This window comes from Pseudomonas sp. XP1 (genome assembly GCF_053557675.1).
On sequence record NZ_JBNRIJ010000017.1, the window covers coordinates 35814 to 51058 of the forward strand.

The 15245-nt window shown below is 63.9% G+C and carries 14 protein-coding genes; all 14 read right to left on the reverse strand.

What is annotated here, in order from left to right; genetic code table 11:
• The coding region (locus tag ACK1U9_RS16060; RefSeq protein WP_449110008.1) for an LLM class flavin-dependent oxidoreductase at nucleotides 1–942 on the reverse strand (942 nt) is incomplete at its 3' end.
• A gap of 100 nt (nucleotides 943–1042) precedes the next feature.
• Nucleotides 1043–1954, reverse strand: a complete 912-nt coding sequence (locus tag ACK1U9_RS16065; RefSeq protein WP_108481608.1) for a LysR family transcriptional regulator — start codon at nucleotides 1952–1954, stop codon at nucleotides 1043–1045.
• Nucleotides 1955–2061: 107 nt separating this feature from the next.
• Nucleotides 2062–2754 carry a TraX family protein gene (locus ACK1U9_RS16070; RefSeq protein ID WP_108481607.1) on the reverse strand — a complete coding sequence of 231 codons (693 nt, stop codon included), beginning with the start codon at nucleotides 2752–2754 and terminating at the stop codon, nucleotides 2062–2064.
• 3 nt (nucleotides 2755–2757) lie between these two features.
• Entirely contained in the window at nucleotides 2758–3834 is a 1077-nt protein-coding gene (locus ACK1U9_RS16075; protein ID WP_108481606.1) for a metal-dependent hydrolase, read from the reverse strand.
• 270 nt (nucleotides 3835–4104) lie between these two features.
• Nucleotides 4105–5355, reverse strand: coding sequence for an OprD family porin (locus ACK1U9_RS16080; protein WP_449110009.1), 1251 nt, complete (start codon nucleotides 5353–5355; stop codon nucleotides 4105–4107).
• A 54-nt stretch (nucleotides 5356–5409) separates the two neighbouring features.
• Complete coding sequence (locus ACK1U9_RS16085; protein ID WP_046614210.1) at nucleotides 5410–6609, reverse strand: benzoate/H(+) symporter BenE family transporter; 1200 nt, start codon at nucleotides 6607–6609, stop codon at nucleotides 5410–5412.
• Nucleotides 6610–6740: 131 nt separating this feature from the next.
• On the reverse strand, nucleotides 6741–7655 hold the full coding sequence (gene catA, locus ACK1U9_RS16090; protein WP_108481605.1) for a catechol 1,2-dioxygenase: 915 nt from the start codon (nucleotides 7653–7655) through the stop codon (nucleotides 6741–6743).
• 30 nt (nucleotides 7656–7685) lie between these two features.
• Nucleotides 7686–9035, reverse strand: a complete 1350-nt coding sequence (locus tag ACK1U9_RS16095; protein WP_046614212.1) for an MFS transporter — start codon at nucleotides 9033–9035, stop codon at nucleotides 7686–7688.
• A 58-nt stretch (nucleotides 9036–9093) separates the two neighbouring features.
• Nucleotides 9094–9855 (reverse strand): 1,6-dihydroxycyclohexa-2,4-diene-1-carboxylate dehydrogenase, encoded by a 762-nt coding sequence (locus tag ACK1U9_RS16100; protein WP_046614213.1) that lies wholly within the window; start codon nucleotides 9853–9855, stop codon nucleotides 9094–9096.
• A 145-nt stretch (nucleotides 9856–10000) separates the two neighbouring features.
• Nucleotides 10001–11011 (reverse strand): benzoate 1,2-dioxygenase electron transfer component BenC, encoded by a 1011-nt coding sequence (gene benC, locus ACK1U9_RS16105; RefSeq protein WP_449110010.1) that lies wholly within the window; start codon nucleotides 11009–11011, stop codon nucleotides 10001–10003.
• A 72-nt stretch (nucleotides 11012–11083) separates the two neighbouring features.
• The gene (benB, locus tag ACK1U9_RS16110) at nucleotides 11084–11569 is read right to left on the reverse strand and encodes a benzoate 1,2-dioxygenase small subunit (protein WP_046614215.1); all 486 of its coding nucleotides are present in this window, start codon (nucleotides 11567–11569) and stop codon (nucleotides 11084–11086) included.
• Nucleotides 11566–12924 carry a benzoate 1,2-dioxygenase large subunit gene (gene benA, locus ACK1U9_RS16115; protein ID WP_046614216.1) on the reverse strand — a complete coding sequence of 453 codons (1359 nt, stop codon included), beginning with the start codon at nucleotides 12922–12924 and terminating at the stop codon, nucleotides 11566–11568. Before benA ends, benB begins: the two co-directional genes overlap by 4 nt.
• Before the next feature lie 159 nt (nucleotides 12925–13083).
• Nucleotides 13084–14040 carry a helix-turn-helix transcriptional regulator gene (locus tag ACK1U9_RS16120; protein WP_046614217.1) on the reverse strand — a complete coding sequence of 319 codons (957 nt, stop codon included), beginning with the start codon at nucleotides 14038–14040 and terminating at the stop codon, nucleotides 13084–13086.
• Between the two features lie 295 nt (nucleotides 14041–14335).
• The gene (locus tag ACK1U9_RS16125; protein WP_108481611.1) at nucleotides 14336–15067 is read right to left on the reverse strand and encodes a hypothetical protein; all 732 of its coding nucleotides are present in this window, start codon (nucleotides 15065–15067) and stop codon (nucleotides 14336–14338) included.
• Between the last annotated feature and the right edge of the window lie 178 nt (nucleotides 15068–15245).

The following is a 15245-nucleotide window of genomic DNA, read 5'->3' on the forward strand; positions in this document are numbered from 1 at the left end:
CGAACGCTGCCGCGCCAGCGGGTCGTGGATGCGGCAGTCGATCATCAGTTCATCCGCCCCGGTCTGCTCGATCAGGGTGCGCAACCCTTCCCTTACCCGCTCCGGCCCGCCGGCCACGGTGCAGGCCATCACCTGTTCAAGTACCGCGCGCTCATGGTCCGGCAGGCTTTCGACATACCCCTCCTGCGGTTTGGGCAACAAGCCGAAGCGCCCGACATGCAGGTCCAGCATCCATTTGCGATGGGAGCTGGCCAGGTAATCCGCCTCGGCATCGCTATCGGCGGCGAACAGGTTCATGCCCACCATCACATACGGCTTGGCCAGTTGTGCCGAAGGCTGGAAGTTGGCCCGGTAATGGGCGATGGCCTGCAGCAGGTAGCGCGGGGCAAAGTGTGAGGCAAACGCATAGGGCAGGCCCAGTTTCGCTGCCAGGTCGGCGCCGAACAGGCTGGAGCCGAGGATCCACACCGGGATGTCATGCTTGCCCGGCACGCCGCGTACGCGGCGCTGGCCGTTGTCGGCCAGGTAGTCACGCAGCTCGGCGATGTCCTGACTGAAGTCGCGCTCTGGCGCGGCACCACGCAAGGCACGCACGGTCGGCCCGGAGCTGCCCGGCGCCCGGCCGAGCCCAAGGTCGATGCGGCCAGGGTGCAGGGTGTCGAGCGTGCCGAACTGCTCGGCCACCACCAACGGCGCGTGGTTGGGCAGCATGATGCCACCGGCACCGACGCGAATATGCCGGGTGGCGTTGGCGATTTCGTTGATGACCAGTGATGTTGCGGCCGAGCCGATGCCCGGCATATCGTGGTGTTCGGCGATCCAGTAGCGGCTGTATTGCTGTTGCTCGACATGGCGCGCCAGTTGGCGGGACTCTTCGATCGCGTCGGCGAAGGTCTTGCCTTCACCGATCATGACCAGGTCCAGTACGGACAGTGCAGTCATGGGGTCTCCACAGGGATTATCAGTGACTGCCAGTTTCCTTGCTGCGCCGACAGCGATAAACCCGGTTTCAGGCCCGGCATAAGGGCCTCCCATTCCCCAATCAGTATTCCCAGGGCACGCCCGGTTCCCAGCTGGCTACCAGCAGGTCGATGAAGCCGCGTACCCGTGGCGACAGGTGGCGCTTGCTTGGATAGACGATGCGAATCGGGTCCGCCGGCGGCCGATAGGCTTGCAGCACCTCCACCAAGGTGCCACTGCGCAGGTCGTCGCCAGTGATGTAGGTGGGCAGGTGAATCAGCCCGAAACCCGCAAGGGCGCCATCGAGCATCGCCTCGGAGCTGTCGATGTTCAGCCGCCCGGGGTCTTCGCACAGGTGCAGCCCCGCTTCGGTATGGAAGCGCCACGGCATGGCCTTTTCGCCGGCCAGGAAGGCGATCCTGTCATGGCCGTAGAGGTCGCCGGGCACCTGCGGTACGCCGCGTGCGCCCAGGTATGCGGGCGAGGCGCAGGTGACGAACTGCTGCCAGGCCACCGTGCGCGTCAACAGTTGCGAGTCTTCCTTCGGTGCGCCGATACGCACCGCAACGTCGATACCCTCCTCGACCAGGTCGACGAAACGGTCGGTGAAGCGGATATCCGCGCGCAGTTCGGGCCACTGCTTCAGGTACCGGTCGAGAATCGGCAGCACATGGCGCTGGCCGAACGACAAGGGTGCTGTCAGACGCAGGGTGCCGGTGGGCTTGCCGCGGCGCTGGGCCATGGTGCTTTCCACCTCGTCCAGGTCATCCAGAATCTGCCGCCAGCGCTCGTAGGCCACCAGGCCCTCGTCGGTCAGGCTCAGCTTGCGCGTGGTGCGGTTGAGCAGGCGCACGGCCATGCGTGCCTCCAGGCGAGCGATGCTCTTGCCCACCGCCGAGCGCGTCAGGCCCAAGGTGGCGGCGGCGGCGGTAAAGCTGCCGGCCTTCGCGGCGCTGACGAAGGCGGCGATGTCGCCGAAGCGGTTGGGTTCCATGGGTGGTTCCTGAGTCTGGTGCGGCCGGTTTAGATGGGTATGGATTTGTGAAATGCAACCAGGACTATCGAGGCTGCACGCTCCTGCAAGTGTGGCTGCCAGAGCGATCAAGCGAAGACCTTGATCACCAGTAGATGCACCGGATAGAACAGGTAGCCCCAACGTCCCACTGCAGGCACCCGCCTATCATCATGACGCAGCAGCAGCAATCCGACCGGAATGGCCAAGGCTGCAGCAATCAGCGTCAGCACGGTAATGGGCGCCAACAGATGTTCCCGCAACCAACTGTTGGTCAGGTTCCCCCCCATCGCCAACAGGCAAGGCAACACCCAGGCCGGCCCTCCTTTGCGGCGGGCCATCAACCAGGCGCCCGGCAGCATCACCCCCGGCAGCCCGTACATCAGCTGATCACTGAGCAACCACCCTGCAAGCAGACCGGCAACGCCAAGCACGCGCGCCGACCTCGACGGATGATGCACGCCCCACGCAACCAGCAACCCCAGCACCAGGGTCGGCATCACGCTGAACGTTGGCGAACCACTGTCCAGCCAACGGTAGGCAGGCTCCGACAGCACCGCGAACACCAGCATCAACCCCAGATAGCGCAGGTTGCCGCGGGTGTACAGCGCCCCGCCCCTGGCGCGCCCGACATTCACCGCAATCGCCAGGCAGAACAGCGGAAACGCCAACCGGCCCACTACGAACAGGCCATCGGCACCCGGCCACAGGAAACGCAGGTGGTCGGCGACCATGGTCAGCATCGCCGTCCACTTGACCATGTCCAGCCCGGCTGATCGCATGCCTCAGCGCCCGGGTTCGACTGTGGCGGGCCCCAGGTAGCGATCGGTCCAGGCAGCCAGCGGCAAAGGTGGCTGCTGTTCGACGATCCGTCGCCAGATCAGCACCAGGTCGTCGCCGTTGAATGCCGCCCCTGGCCCGGCACCCTTCCACATCGACGGCACATCGGCAATCCAGTCCCCCTGGCTGTCACGGTGGGCCATTTTGAAGCGGAACGTGTAGTTCCCCGGAATGCCCATGCGCAGGTCGCTGACCACCAGCACATCGCCGACCTGGTCGTAGCGCAGCCAGTCATCGGTGAACCAGCGCAAGCGCTGATGCAACGGGTTCCCGGCCAGCGCTTGCGCGAGTTGCAGATTACGCGGCAAACGCTGCATTTCTGGCGCTTGCTGGTCGAACGTACTGCTGATGCCTTCGTAGTAATCGCCCTCCGGGGTCTTGGCCAGCACCCGCCAGACCAGGCTGTTGAAGGCTATCGGCACGGCACGTACCTGGCTGACGGCGATACCTTGGCGGTCGAGGGCGGCCTGGAAACGCTGCTCGGCCGCCATGCGTCCGGCCAGGCCGAAACCCAGGTAGCAGGCGCTGAATACCAGGGCCAAGGTCAACAGCTGCGTAGCCTTGCTGGTCAGCCCTTTGATGATTGCGTAGATCACTGCGGCCAGCAGCGGCACGGTGTAGACGGGGTCGATGATGAACACCGCTGCCCAGCTTTCCGGGGTAGCCTGCAAGGGCCAGAACAACTGCGTGCCATAGACCGTGAAAGCGTCGAGCAACGGGTGGGTGACCAGCACCAGCCAGAACGCCAGGAACAGCCTGGGCAAGGTATAGCCTTTGCCTGGCCAGCACCTGTTGACCAGCCAGGCCAGCAGCAAGGCCAGCCCGGTGAGCACGAACAGGGAATGAGAAAAGCCGCGGTGGTAAGTCATCTGCGACACCGGGTCGGCGTAGCGGATGATCACGTCCAGGTCGGGAAGCGTGCCCAGCGCCGCGCCATACAGCAGAGAGCGGCGGCCCTGGATGCGGCCGAGTACGGTACCTTGCAGGGCCGCGCCGAGTACGGCTTGGGTGATGGAGTCCAAGGGAGGCATTCCTGAAAAGGAGGTTTCCAGAAGCTACCTTCATCCTGCCCTGATGCGCAATTCCCTTGGTTATGGGCGTTCATTCTGGGAGGTTGCCCAGCCCTTTTGGGCTGCGCTGTCGCGTAGATAACTGAAATTGCAAGCAATCCGCGTACCCCGTGGGAGCGGCTTTAGCCGCGAAGAATCCAACGCGGTGCATAGCACCGGCTGCGCCGGTGTTCGCGGCTAAAGCCGCTCCCACAGAGGTCCCGCAGGCATGCTGTGGATGCGTCAGAACAACTGCCAGGTGTAGACCAGCGTCAAACGGTTCTCGTCGATGTCGCTGCGGTAGTTGGACCGGGCCATTGCATTGCGCACCCTGATCCCCAGCCCCTTCAGCACCCCGCCCTGCACCGCGTAACCGATGTCCAGGTCGCGCTCGCGGTCGCGCCCTTCGTAACCCAGTCCAGTGTCGACATTGTTACCGGTTATGTAGCGTACGGTCGCGGTCAGCCCCGGTACGCCCATGGCCGCGAAGTTGTAGTCGTAGCGCACCTGGTACGAGCGTTCGTCGGTGTAGGCGAACTCATAGGTCGGCACTTCGTTACCCAACGGCGAGATGTTGGCGAACACCCGTGGGAACGGGCTGTCGCCGTAAATGCCCTGGTAGCCGGCATGGAAGCTGTGCCCGCCATGCCGGGCAGTGAACATGGAGAAGAATGCCTGGTTGTCGATGTTGCCGAGCAACGCATCGCCATCCTCGCGCGCAGTGAAATACCCCAGGTTGGCGCTGAGCAGCCAGCTGCCTACGGGCTTGCTGTGCTTGAGGCCGACAAAGCCCTGTTCATAGATGTCCTCCAACTGCCCGTACCACAGGCTGACGCTGCTCTGGTTGGCATTGAACGCATAGTCCCCGCCCAGGTAGTTGAAGGCATCGCTTTCTACCTGGCGCATCGGCACATGGCCGAGCATGGCGTTCATCTTGCCGTCACCGCCTTCATTGCGCAGGTGGGTGCTTTTCAGGTGCCCGGCCTGCACGGTCAGGCCATCGATTTCCGCCGAGTTCAGGCTTGCGCCCTGGTAGGTCGGTGGCAACAGGCGGATGTCGCTGAATGTCAGCACCGGCAGGTTGGGTTGCAGTTCGCCGACGCGCAATTCGGTTTTGGACAACCGTGCCTTGAAGGTGGGCGCCAGGCGGCTGTATTCGTCGGCGGCGCGGCCATCCCCGTGCACCGGCAGCAACCCGGTGTTGGTACGGTCGGGGCTGCTGTCGAGCTTGATACCCAGCAGGCCCAGGGCGTCAATGCCAAAGCCGACCGTACCCGGGGTGTAGCCCGACTTGAAGTCGAGGATGAAGCCCTGGGCCCACTCCTCGGCCTTGGATTGCCGATTGGCCCCGACGATGTCGGAGAAGTCGCGGCTGAAGTAGTAGTTACGGGCACTCAGGGTAGCCTTCGAATCTTCGAAGAAGCCGCCTTCGGCGGCCAGCAACGGTTGGCTGAGCAAAGTCAGGCCCAGGGCGACGCAAGGGGTGTGGTTCATTCCGAAGCTCTCTTGATCTTGTTTTTATGGGTAAAGCGTTGGAAGCACGACGGTTCATGGGGTACGGCGCAGCACCTCCCGGGCTCGTGGCTGGCGCAGCCTGAGCAACCCATGGCTCAGCAGGCCGAACAGCAGGCCCCAGAACGCTGCCGACAGGCCCAGGAAGGCCACCCCCGAAGCGGTGACCAGGAAGGTGAACAACCCGGCATCGCGCTCGGTTGGTTCCGCCAGGCTGCGGGCCAGGGCTTCGCTGATGGCACCATGCAGCGCCAGCCCGGCCAGGGCGGCGATCAGGGCAGCGGGGAATGCTGCGAACAGCGACATCAGCGTGGCCCCGGCGATCCCCAGCAGCAGGTACAGCGCACTGCCAGCCACCGCCGCGACATAGCGCCGCCGTGGGTTTTCATGGGCTTCATGGCCAGTGCACAGGCTGGCGGTGACCGCCGCCAGGTTCAGCCCGTGGCAACCGAACGGCGCCAGCGCGGCACCGGCCAGCGCGCTGGCACTGATGATCGGGCTGGCAGGCGTGGGGTAGCCGGCGTTGCGCAGCACCGCCATGCCCGGCATGAACTGCCCGGTCAGGGCCACCAGCACCATTGGCAGTGCCAGGCTGAATACCGCTTCCAGGCTGAACTGCGGGATGACCCACTGCGGCGACGCCAGCTCCAGCACCAACGCCTCGCTGCGAAACGCCCCGCTGACGACGGTCACCACCGTGCCCACGCACAGCACCGCCGCCACGGCGTAGCGCGGCTGCACCCGGCGCATCAGCACGTAGGTGACGAACATTGCCACGACCAGCAGCGGTTGCACCGGCAAGGCGCGGAACACCTCGATGCCGAAGCTGAACAGGATGCCGGCCTGCATGCCGGCGGCGATGGAGCCCGGCAGGCGCGCGATGATGCGGTCGAAGGCCCCGCTGATGCCTATCAGCAGCAAAACCAGGTTGGCCACCAGGTAGGCGCCAACGGCCTGTTCCAGGCCCAGTTGCGGCAAGGCGGTGACCAGCAGCGCCGAGCCTGGTATCGACCAGGCGATCACCACCGGCACCCGATAGCGCAGGCTGAGCAGCGCGCCAAGCACGGCGCTGCCCATGGACACTGCCCAGACCCAGGAGGACAGTTGCCGATGGGACAGGCCGGCGGCTTCTGCGGCGTGGAAGATGATCACCAGGGGGCCTGCGTAGGAGATCATCGTGGCGATGCAGCCGGCGACGATGGCGGACAGTGAACTGTCCTTGATCAGGGTTTTCATGGCACCTCTCGCATCGGTGATCTATGGCAAGGGCTGTGTGCCCTTGATCGCCGGCGAGCCAGCTCCCACAGGACCCACAGTATTCAGGCCTGTGGTGATCCTGTGGGAGCTGGCTTGCCGGCGATAAGGCTTCAGGCCTCCTGCAAAGCCCGCGGCCGCCCACTGCGCTGCTCATCCGCACCGCCCTGGGCCCGCTGCAACTGGAAGTCGAACTTCAACTCGGCATGCCGCCCCGCCTCGCCCTCGACGAACACCACCTCGCCCACCAGCCCATCGCGCGTGGCATAGGCAAAGTCATCCCACAGGTACTTGTCCCCGGCCAGGTTGATCTGCGTGGTCAGGTGCCGGTGCCCAGGCGCCGAGATGAAGAAGTGCACATGCGCCGGGCGCTGGCCATGGCGGCCCAGCAGGTCCAGGCACTCCTGGGTCGGCCCCTGCGGGTCGCAGCCGTAGCCTGACGGCACGATGGAGCGTGCGCGGTAGCGCCCTTGGGCATCGGTGACGATGCGCCGGCGCAGGTTGTACTCGGACTGGCTCTGGTCGAAGAACGAATAAGTGCCACGGGTATTGGCATGCCACAGGTCGACCGTGGCCCCCGGCAGTGGCCGGCCTTGCGGGTCGAGCACCCGGCCCTCCAGGTACATCAGCGTGGCAACGCCCTCCTCGCTACCGTCGTCCATGCGCACTTCACCTTCGGCGATGGGCGCACCGGCCACGTACAGCGGGCCTTCGATGGTGCGTGGGGTGCCGCCGACCAGGCCTGCCTGCTGGTCTTTGGCATCCTGCAGCAGGTCGAGGAAGTGTTCGATGCCCAACCCCGCCACCAGCAGCCCGGCTTCACCACGGCCGCCCAGGCGGTTGAGGTAGTCGACGGCATGCCAGAACTCGTCCTCGCTGATTTCCAGGTCTTCGATCAGCCGCGCGGTGTCTTGCAGCAGGCGCTGCACAATGCGCTTCAGGCGCGGGCTGCCGGCATCGTTGCCAAAGCCCGCGGCCTCTTCGAAGAACTGCTGTACCTCGGCAGTGTGGGAAATTTTCACGGTCATGGTGGGTTACCTCATGTTGTTGTTCTGGAGTTACGCCTGCGCCGCAATGGCCTGGGCATGCCGACGGCCGCTGGCCAGGTGCACGGCCATGGCCAGCGCGGCAATTGCGCCGGGGATGGCGAAGGCGATGAAGTTGAGTTGCAGGGGCAGGTTGATGCCCATCAGCGCACCACCCAGAAGCGGGCCGACGATGGCGCCGTTGCGGCCGATGCCCGAGGCCCAGCCCAGCCCGGTGGAGCGCACCGATAGCCCGTACAGCTGGGCGGCGCCGGCATACAGCAGGATCTGCGTGCCGATGGTGGTGGCGCCGGCAATGAAGATCAGCAGGTACAGCACCGGCATCGGGCTGTTGACGCCCAGCAGGCTGATCGACAGCGCGGCGGCAATGAAGAACGCCACCTTGACCTTGACCAGGTTGTAGCGGTCGCCCAGCCAGCCGCCGAGGATCGCCCCGGCCATGCCACCGAAGTTCAGCGCCAGCAGGAACGACAGGCTCGAGCCCAGGCTGTAGCCGGCGTTGGCCATCAGCTTCGGCAGCCAGGAACTGAGCGCGTAGACCATCAGCAGGCAGCAGAAGAACGCCAACCACAGCGCAAGGGTGCGAATGGCCAGGCCGTTGCGGAACAGTTCGACTACAGCGGTGAACTTGCCGGCCCTTTCGCGGGACAAGCCCGCTCCCACAGGAGCGACCAGTACATCGTCAGGTTGCACGTCGCAATCCGGGTCCAGCCGCTTGAGCAGCTTGCGGGCCTCGTCTTTACGGCCCTGGCGTACCAGGAAACCGATCGATTCAGGGAGGTAGTACAGGATCACCGGCAACAGCAGCAGTGGCACCGCTGCGGCGAAGAACATCGATTCCCAGCCGAAACGCGGCAGCATGAAGATGCCGACACCCGCCGAGAGCATGCCGCCCAGCGAGTAGCCACTGAACATGATCGCCACCAGCGTGCTGCGCAGGCGCTTGGGCGCGTACTCGTTCATCAGTGCCACGGCGTTGGGCATCAGGCCGCCACAGCCAAGGCCAGCAACGAAACGGTAGATGCCGAACTCGCTCGGGTTGCTGGCAAACCCGTTGAGGATGGTTGCCCCGGAGAACAAGGCGAAACAGATGGCGATACCCTTCTTGCGCCCGATGCGATCGGCCAGGCTGCCGAAGGCCAGGGCGCCGAACATCATGCCGAACAGTGCATAGCTGCCCAATGCACCGGCCTGCAACGGGGTCAGGCCCCACTCTTTCATGATGACCGGCAGTACCACGCCGTAGATGAACAGGTCATAGCCGTCGAAGATCAGCAGCAGGCCGCACCAGGCCATGACCATCCAGTGGAACGGGGTAAAGCGCGCGTTATCGATGATCGGGTGTACGTCAAGGGTTCGCATGGCATCTGTCGCTCTTGTTTTTGTTGTGAAAGAAAGCTCTTTGCCTTGTGGGTGTCGCTCAGCCGAGGTCGCCGCCCCCTACCGGCAAGGTCACGCCGGTGATGTACGAGGCTTCGTCGGAAGCCAGGAACAGGATCGCGCCCACCTGCTCGTCGATGCTGCCGTAGCGGTGCATCAGGCTGCTGTCGAGGGTCTGGTCGACGATCTGCTGGTACCAGTGCCTTTCCTGTTCGGTCTGCTCGGCGGTGTTGCGCGGCACGCGCCGGGGTGGCGCTTCGGTGCCGCCGGGGGCGGTGGCGTTGACCCGGATGCCCCGGCCGGCGGTTTCGAAGGCCAGGCACGCAGTCAGCGCATTGACGCCGCCCTTGGCCGCGCCATAGGGCACTCGGTTGACGCCACGGGTGGCGATGGACGAGACGTTGACGATGGCGCCGCTGCCGCGTTCGAGCATGTACGGCAGAGCGGCATGGCAGCACCACAAGGTGGGGAACAACGAGCGGCGTACTTCGGCTTCGATCTGGTCCACTTCGTAGTGTTCGAAGGGCTTGGCCCAGATGGTGCCGCCGACATTGTTGACCAGGATGTCGAGGCGGCCGAATGCTTCAACCGCGCTGGCCATGACCCGGGTGCAGTCGCCGTGTTGTTCCAGGTCGGCGGTGAGGGTGAGCATGCCCTCGCCGGCCAGTTCGTGAACCAGTTCGGAGCGGTCTACCGCGACCACCTGTGCGCCTTCGGCCTTGAGCCGCCAGCACACGCCACGGCCGATGCCCTGGGCGGCACCGGTGACCATGGCGACCTTGCCTTGGAATCGGTTGTTCATATCCATCTCTCCGGTTCGCCACAGTTCCTGTGGGAGCGGGCATGCCCGCGAATGCGTCCGACCAGACAAAGTTGTTGAACCTGCTGGCCTCTTCGCGGGCACGCCCGCTCCCACAGGGTCGGCGTATTACTTGGAATAAAAGGAATCAGGCCGCCGCCGCGAACTTCTCGTAGTAGAAGTTCGCCGGGGTAATGCCCTGCTCGCGCACGTACTGGCTGACCGCCTCCACCATTGGTGGCGGGCCGCACAGGTACACATCCACATCGCCGTCGTGGAGGTGGCGCGGTTCGATGTGCTGGGTCACGTAGCCCTTGCGCGGGTACTGGCTGTCCGGGTTGGCCACGCAGGCGCTGAAGGTGAAGTTGGGGATGCGCGCCGCCAGCGCCTGCAGGCGGTCGAGCTCGACCAGGTCGAAGTCGTTGGTCACGCCGTAGATCAGGTGCAGCGGGTGCTCGCTGCCCTGCTCGGCGATCTTCTCCAGCATCGCCGTGAACGGCGCCAGGCCGGTGCCACCAGCCAGCAACAGCAGTGGGCGCTGGATCGGCCGCAGGTAGAAACTGCCCAGCGGCCCGGCCAGGGTCATGCTGTCGCCGGCCTTGGCCAGGTTGGTCAGAAAGTTGCTCATCAGCCCGCCCGGCACGTTGCGGATCAGGAAGCTGACCTCGCCGTCCTTCTGCAGCGAACTGAACGAATAGGCGCGGCTCTGCTCGCTGCCCGGCACCTTGAGGTTGACATATTGCCCCGGCAGGAAGGCCAGGCGGCTGAGGGCCTCGCCCTTGATCGACAGGGCAATGGTGCTGGCCGACAGCTGGCGGACATCGCTGATGGCGGCCTTGAAACTGGCCTGCTCGGTCTTGCACAGCTGCGACGAGGCCGGGATGCGGATGACACAGTCGCTTTCGGCGCGCATCTGGCAGGTCAGTACGTAGCCTTCGGCGACTTCGTCTTCGCTCAGGGCATCTTCGATGAAGTTGTCGCCCAGGTCGTAACGCCCGGACTCGGCCTTGCACTTGCAGGTACCGCAGGCGCCATCGCGGCAGTCCAGCGGGATGTTGATGCCCTGACGGTAGGCGGCATCGGCCACGGTTTCATGACCGGTGGCCTCGATGAAGCGGGTCACCCCGTCTTCGAAATTCAGTGCGATCTGGTAGCTCATGTTGCACCTCGCGGGCGAGCCGGGCCATGGCGCGTCGCAGGACGCACCGGGCAGCGCTCGCAAAACCCTGGATCAGATGTGGTAGATGTCGATGACCTGGCGCACGTAGTCGTTCTTCAACACCACTTTCTTGGCCTTGATCAGCGGCTGCTCGCCGCGCAGGTCGAGGGTGTAGAAGCTGGTGCCGAAGTAACTGTCGGTAGTCTTGTAGCGGAAGCTCAGGGTGTGCCAGTTGAAGCGCACCAGGCAGCTGCCCTCGGCCTGCTCGACGATCTCGATGTTGCTGATGTTGTGCGAGGTACGGGTGTCGGGCACGGTCGCACTGGAGCGCTCGGTCTTGATGCGGAACACCCGATCTTCCAGGCCGCCACGGTTGCCGTACCAGATCAGCGAGATTTCGCTTTGTGGGTCTTCGGTAAGGGTGTCGTCATCGTCCCAGCTCGGCATCCAGAAGCTGGCGTCGCTGGCGTACAGCTCCAGCCACTGGTCCCACTGGGCATCGTCCAGGTAGCGCGCTTCGCGGTAGAGGAAGTCGCGCACGGTTTCATACAGGCTCATTGCACGGCCTCCACGGGGATCAGTTGCTGTTCGTCCTTCAGCGCCTGGATCATGGTGTCCTGCCAGTACTTGTGCTGCAGCACGAACAGGCCTTCGTCCTCGGTGCGTACGCCGGACAGCAGCGGCTTGAGCTCGATTTCCCTGGCCGCTTCGTCGGCGCCTTCCACCCAGTGCGCCGCGCCGCGGGACATGTCGTTCCAGCCGGTGCCGCCGCCGTAGCCGGTCTGGCACGAGCGGAACTCTTCCAGGTCGTCCGGGGTGGCCATGCCGCTGACGTTGAAGAAGTCTTCGTACTGGCGAATGCGTTTGGCGCGGGCATCGGCGCTCTCGCCTTTCGGCGCGATGCAGTAGATGGTGATTTCGGTCTTGTTCACCGATATCGGCCGGGCGATGCGGATCTGCGAGCTGAACTGGTCCATCAGGTACACGTTCGGGTACAGGCACAGGTTGCGCGAGTTCTCGATCATCCAGTCGGCACGGGCCTGGCCGAAGTCGGCGGCCAGCTGGTCACGGCGCTCGTAGGCCGGGCGGTCCTCGGGGTTGGCCCAGCGGGTCCACAGCAGCAGGTGGCCGTGGTCGAAGGAGTAGAAGCCACCGCCCTGCTTGGCCCAGGCGCCGGCGCTCATGGTCTTGATCTCTTCACCCGCCTCGCGCTGCTTGCGCTGGTTCTGGGTGGCGGCGTAGTTCCAGTGCACGGAACTGACATGGTAGCCGTCGGCGCCGTTCTCGGCAGTGAGCTTCCAGTTGCCTTCGTAGATGTACGAGCTGGCACCGCGCAGCACTTCCAGGCCTTCCGGCGACTGGTCGACGATCATGTCGATGATCTTGGCCGACTCGCCCAGGTGCTCGACCAGCGGCTTGACGTCGGCATTCAGGCTGCCGAACAGGAAGCCACGGTACGACTCGAAGCGCGCCACCTTGGTCAGGTCGTGGGAGCCGTCGCAGTTGAAGCTGTCGGGGTAGCCGGCGTTGCTGGGGTCTTTGACCTTGAGCAGCTTGCCGCTGTTGTTGAAGGTCCAGCCGTGGAACGGGCAGGTGTAGCTGGAGCGGTTGCCGCGCTTGTGCCGGCAGAGCATGGCGCCGCGGTGGCTGCAGGCGTTGAGGAAGGCATTGAGCTCACCGTCCTTGTTGCGCGCGATGAAGATCGGTTGGCGCCCCATGGTCAGGGTGAGGAAGTCGTTTTTCTCGGGGATCTGGCTTTCATGGGCCAGGTAGATCCAGTTGCCCTCGAAGATGTGTTTCATCTCCAGGTCGAACAGGCGTGGGTCGGTGAACATCTCGCGCTTGCAGCGGTAGATGCCCTTTTCACGGTCGTCCTCGAGCAAGGCATTGAGGTAGTCGAATCCCAGGGACATGGCCAGGGTCTCCCTTGTTATTGTTTAGACCTGGTCAGGTTAGGGATTGGTATTGGGTGGGAATATCCGGTTTGTGCGCGGTGCTATCCGTTTTGTGCAAGTTGGTGTTTCTGCGGGGCCCTGTGGGCGCGGGTTCACCCGCGAAGAGGCCGGTGCGGCTCAGCGCCGATTTCGCAAGGTTTCCGAGGGCAACTCGCCAAACTGCTGCCGATACACCTCGGAAAACCGCCCCAGGTGCATGAAGCCATAATCCATGGCCAGTTCGGTCACGCTGCGTACCGCGCAACTGGCATCAGCCAGGCAGGCGTGTACCTGCTCCAGCTTGCGCTGGCGCACATACTGCTTGGGTGTGGTCTGCAGATGCCGGTCAAACAATGCATACAAGGAGCGCAGGCTCATGCACGCCTGCTCCGCCAGCGCTTCAGCTGTCAGTTCAAGCTTCAGGTTGCGGTCGATGTGGTCGATGATCCGTTCAAGGCTTGCGCCCGGCGAACACAGGCTTTCGCGGCGGATATTGGTGCTCATCAGGGTCAGCAGCTTGCTGGCTACGATCTGGCTGTAATGGCCCTGCACCCTGGGCAGCGAGCCGCTCACCTCTGCCTCCTGGCAGACCATCGCCAGCAGGTTGACGAACCCATCCAGCTCGTCCAGCCGGTAATGGTTGCGCAAGAACCGCACCCCGCCATCGGGGCGGTGCCAGCGTTGTTCGTCGCAGATCGAATCCAGTAGCCGGGTCGGCACCTTGAGGATGAACTTTTCGCAGTCCTCCGAATAAGTCAGGTCAACGGGGTCGTCGGGGTTGATCAGCAACAGCTCGCCCGGCACCAGGTGATGCTCGCGCTTGTGCCCACGCCACAGGCAGTTGCCGTTCAGCAGTACCTGCAGGTGGTAGATGGTTTCCAGTGCCGGCGAGGTAACGCGCACGCTGCCGCCGTAGCTGATGCGGCACAGGTCCAACTCAGCGAACTTGCGGTGGCTGAGGCTGGCTTGCGGATGAGTGGTGCGGGACAAGCCGATGCAATGCTGGCCTACGTGCTGGTTGACATAATCAGACACAGCATAAGGGTCGGCGTGATGAAACACGCTACTGCGCTCGCTCAGCAGGCGGCTTTCCATAGGCAAGGCACTCGGTATCGTTATTGTTCTGGTTGCCGCTCCCTACCGCCCGGTGGGCTGTGGTTGCGGTCGTCACGGTCATTCTATCGAGCCGGTTGCGGTTCACGGGGGCAGGCGACAACCGGTGGATGGGCACACTTAAGCAAAAAGCCGGGGGTTGGGCAATGCGGCCTTGGGAATGGATGGGCGGATAGCGGACAGACGGGACAGGGGCCGCGTTCGTTTATCGAACGGTATTATTCTGCGCCGCGAAGAGGCCGGTACAGGTTACCCAGAATTCCCGAAACCGCTCACGTCACTGTACAGGCAGGAAGTTCATCAGCAGCAAGCTTTGCGCATAATTCAACCCAATACGCCTGTATCGCTCGTCCAGCAATTCCGCCAGCAAGTCCAGCCGTGCCACGATCTTGCCGAACTCCACGGCAAAACTCAGGTTGCTGCCCTCTTCCGATATTTCGTTGGAGAACAACAGCAGCACGCCATTGGCATCCTGCCGCTGGCTCAACATCCAGGTGGCCTTCTCGATATTGCGCGCCGCGTTATTGACGAACAGCGGGTCGATGGTATCGGTCATGTAGAACTCGGTACGGCCGCCGTGCGCGGTGATCAGCATGCTGCCGATGGCGTAGATGAAGGCGCCGACACGGTCACCACGAAATTCGGGGCTCAGGGCGTAGCTCAAGGCTGCCAGGTCGCGACAGTTGCCCAGTTGCGCCAAGGGCTGGCGTTGTTCGATGGCGATACGGATCTGCCGCTCGGCAGTGGCAGCATCCACGTAGCCGGACAGCTTCCACTGGTTGGGGTTGCGCAGGTACAGCTTGTTCATCAACAGGTACAAGCTCTGCAGGTTGTCGCGCATGGACAGCGTGGCCAGGCGATCGACGCTGGTCTGGAACAGTTCGCTGGGCTTGCCGTTGCCAAGCTGGTTGACCATGTCGCGTCCCTGCTGCTGAGTGCAGGCGCACAGGCATGCGAAGGTGCCTGCCAATAGCAGGCGGGGGAAGAATATGGGCTTGCTTGCAACCATCGGCACCGGGTCGATATTCGGCGGCCGCACCGGGGATCAGTGTGGCCTGGCCAAGCATAGAGCCCGGAAATTGGAAAAAGTGCGGTGATTGGGAAGATAGTAAGCCTGTACCGGCCTCTTCGCGGGTAAACCCGCTCCCACAGGATCACCGCAAACCCTGAAAACTGTGCAGTACCTG

Bases quoted from the DNA above. Each gene is read 5' to 3' on its own strand.
- benB (WP_046614215.1), bottom strand. From the start codon at position 11,569: ATGAGCCTGTATGAAACCGTGCGCGACTTCCTCTACCGCGAAGCGCGC.
- ACK1U9_RS16100 (WP_046614213.1), bottom strand. From the start codon at position 9,855: ATGAACAACCGATTCCAAGGCAAGGTCGCCATGGTCACCGGTGCCGCC.
- ACK1U9_RS16070 (WP_108481607.1), bottom strand. From the start codon at position 2,754: ATGCGATCAGCCGGGCTGGACATGGTCAAGTGGACGGCGATGCTGACC.
- ACK1U9_RS16065 (WP_108481608.1), bottom strand. From the start codon at position 1,954: ATGGAACCCAACCGCTTCGGCGACATCGCCGCCTTCGTCAGCGCCGCG.
- catA (WP_108481605.1), bottom strand. From the start codon at position 7,655: ATGACCGTGAAAATTTCCCACACTGCCGAGGTACAGCAGTTCTTCGAA.
- ACK1U9_RS16095 (WP_046614212.1), bottom strand. From the start codon at position 9,035: ATGCGAACCCTTGACGTACACCCGATCATCGATAACGCGCGCTTTACC.
- benC (WP_449110010.1), bottom strand. From the start codon at position 11,011: ATGAGCTACCAGATCGCACTGAATTTCGAAGACGGGGTGACCCGCTTC.
- ACK1U9_RS16085 (WP_046614210.1), bottom strand. From the start codon at position 6,609: ATGAAAACCCTGATCAAGGACAGTTCACTGTCCGCCATCGTCGCCGGC.
- ACK1U9_RS16125 (WP_108481611.1), bottom strand. From the start codon at position 15,067: ATGGTTGCAAGCAAGCCCATATTCTTCCCCCGCCTGCTATTGGCAGGC.
- ACK1U9_RS16080 (WP_449110009.1), bottom strand. From the start codon at position 5,355: ATGAACCACACCCCTTGCGTCGCCCTGGGCCTGACTTTGCTCAGCCAA.
- ACK1U9_RS16120 (WP_046614217.1), bottom strand. From the start codon at position 14,040: ATGGAAAGCCGCCTGCTGAGCGAGCGCAGTAGCGTGTTTCATCACGCC.
- benA (WP_046614216.1), bottom strand. From the start codon at position 12,924: ATGTCCCTGGGATTCGACTACCTCAATGCCTTGCTCGAGGACGACCGT.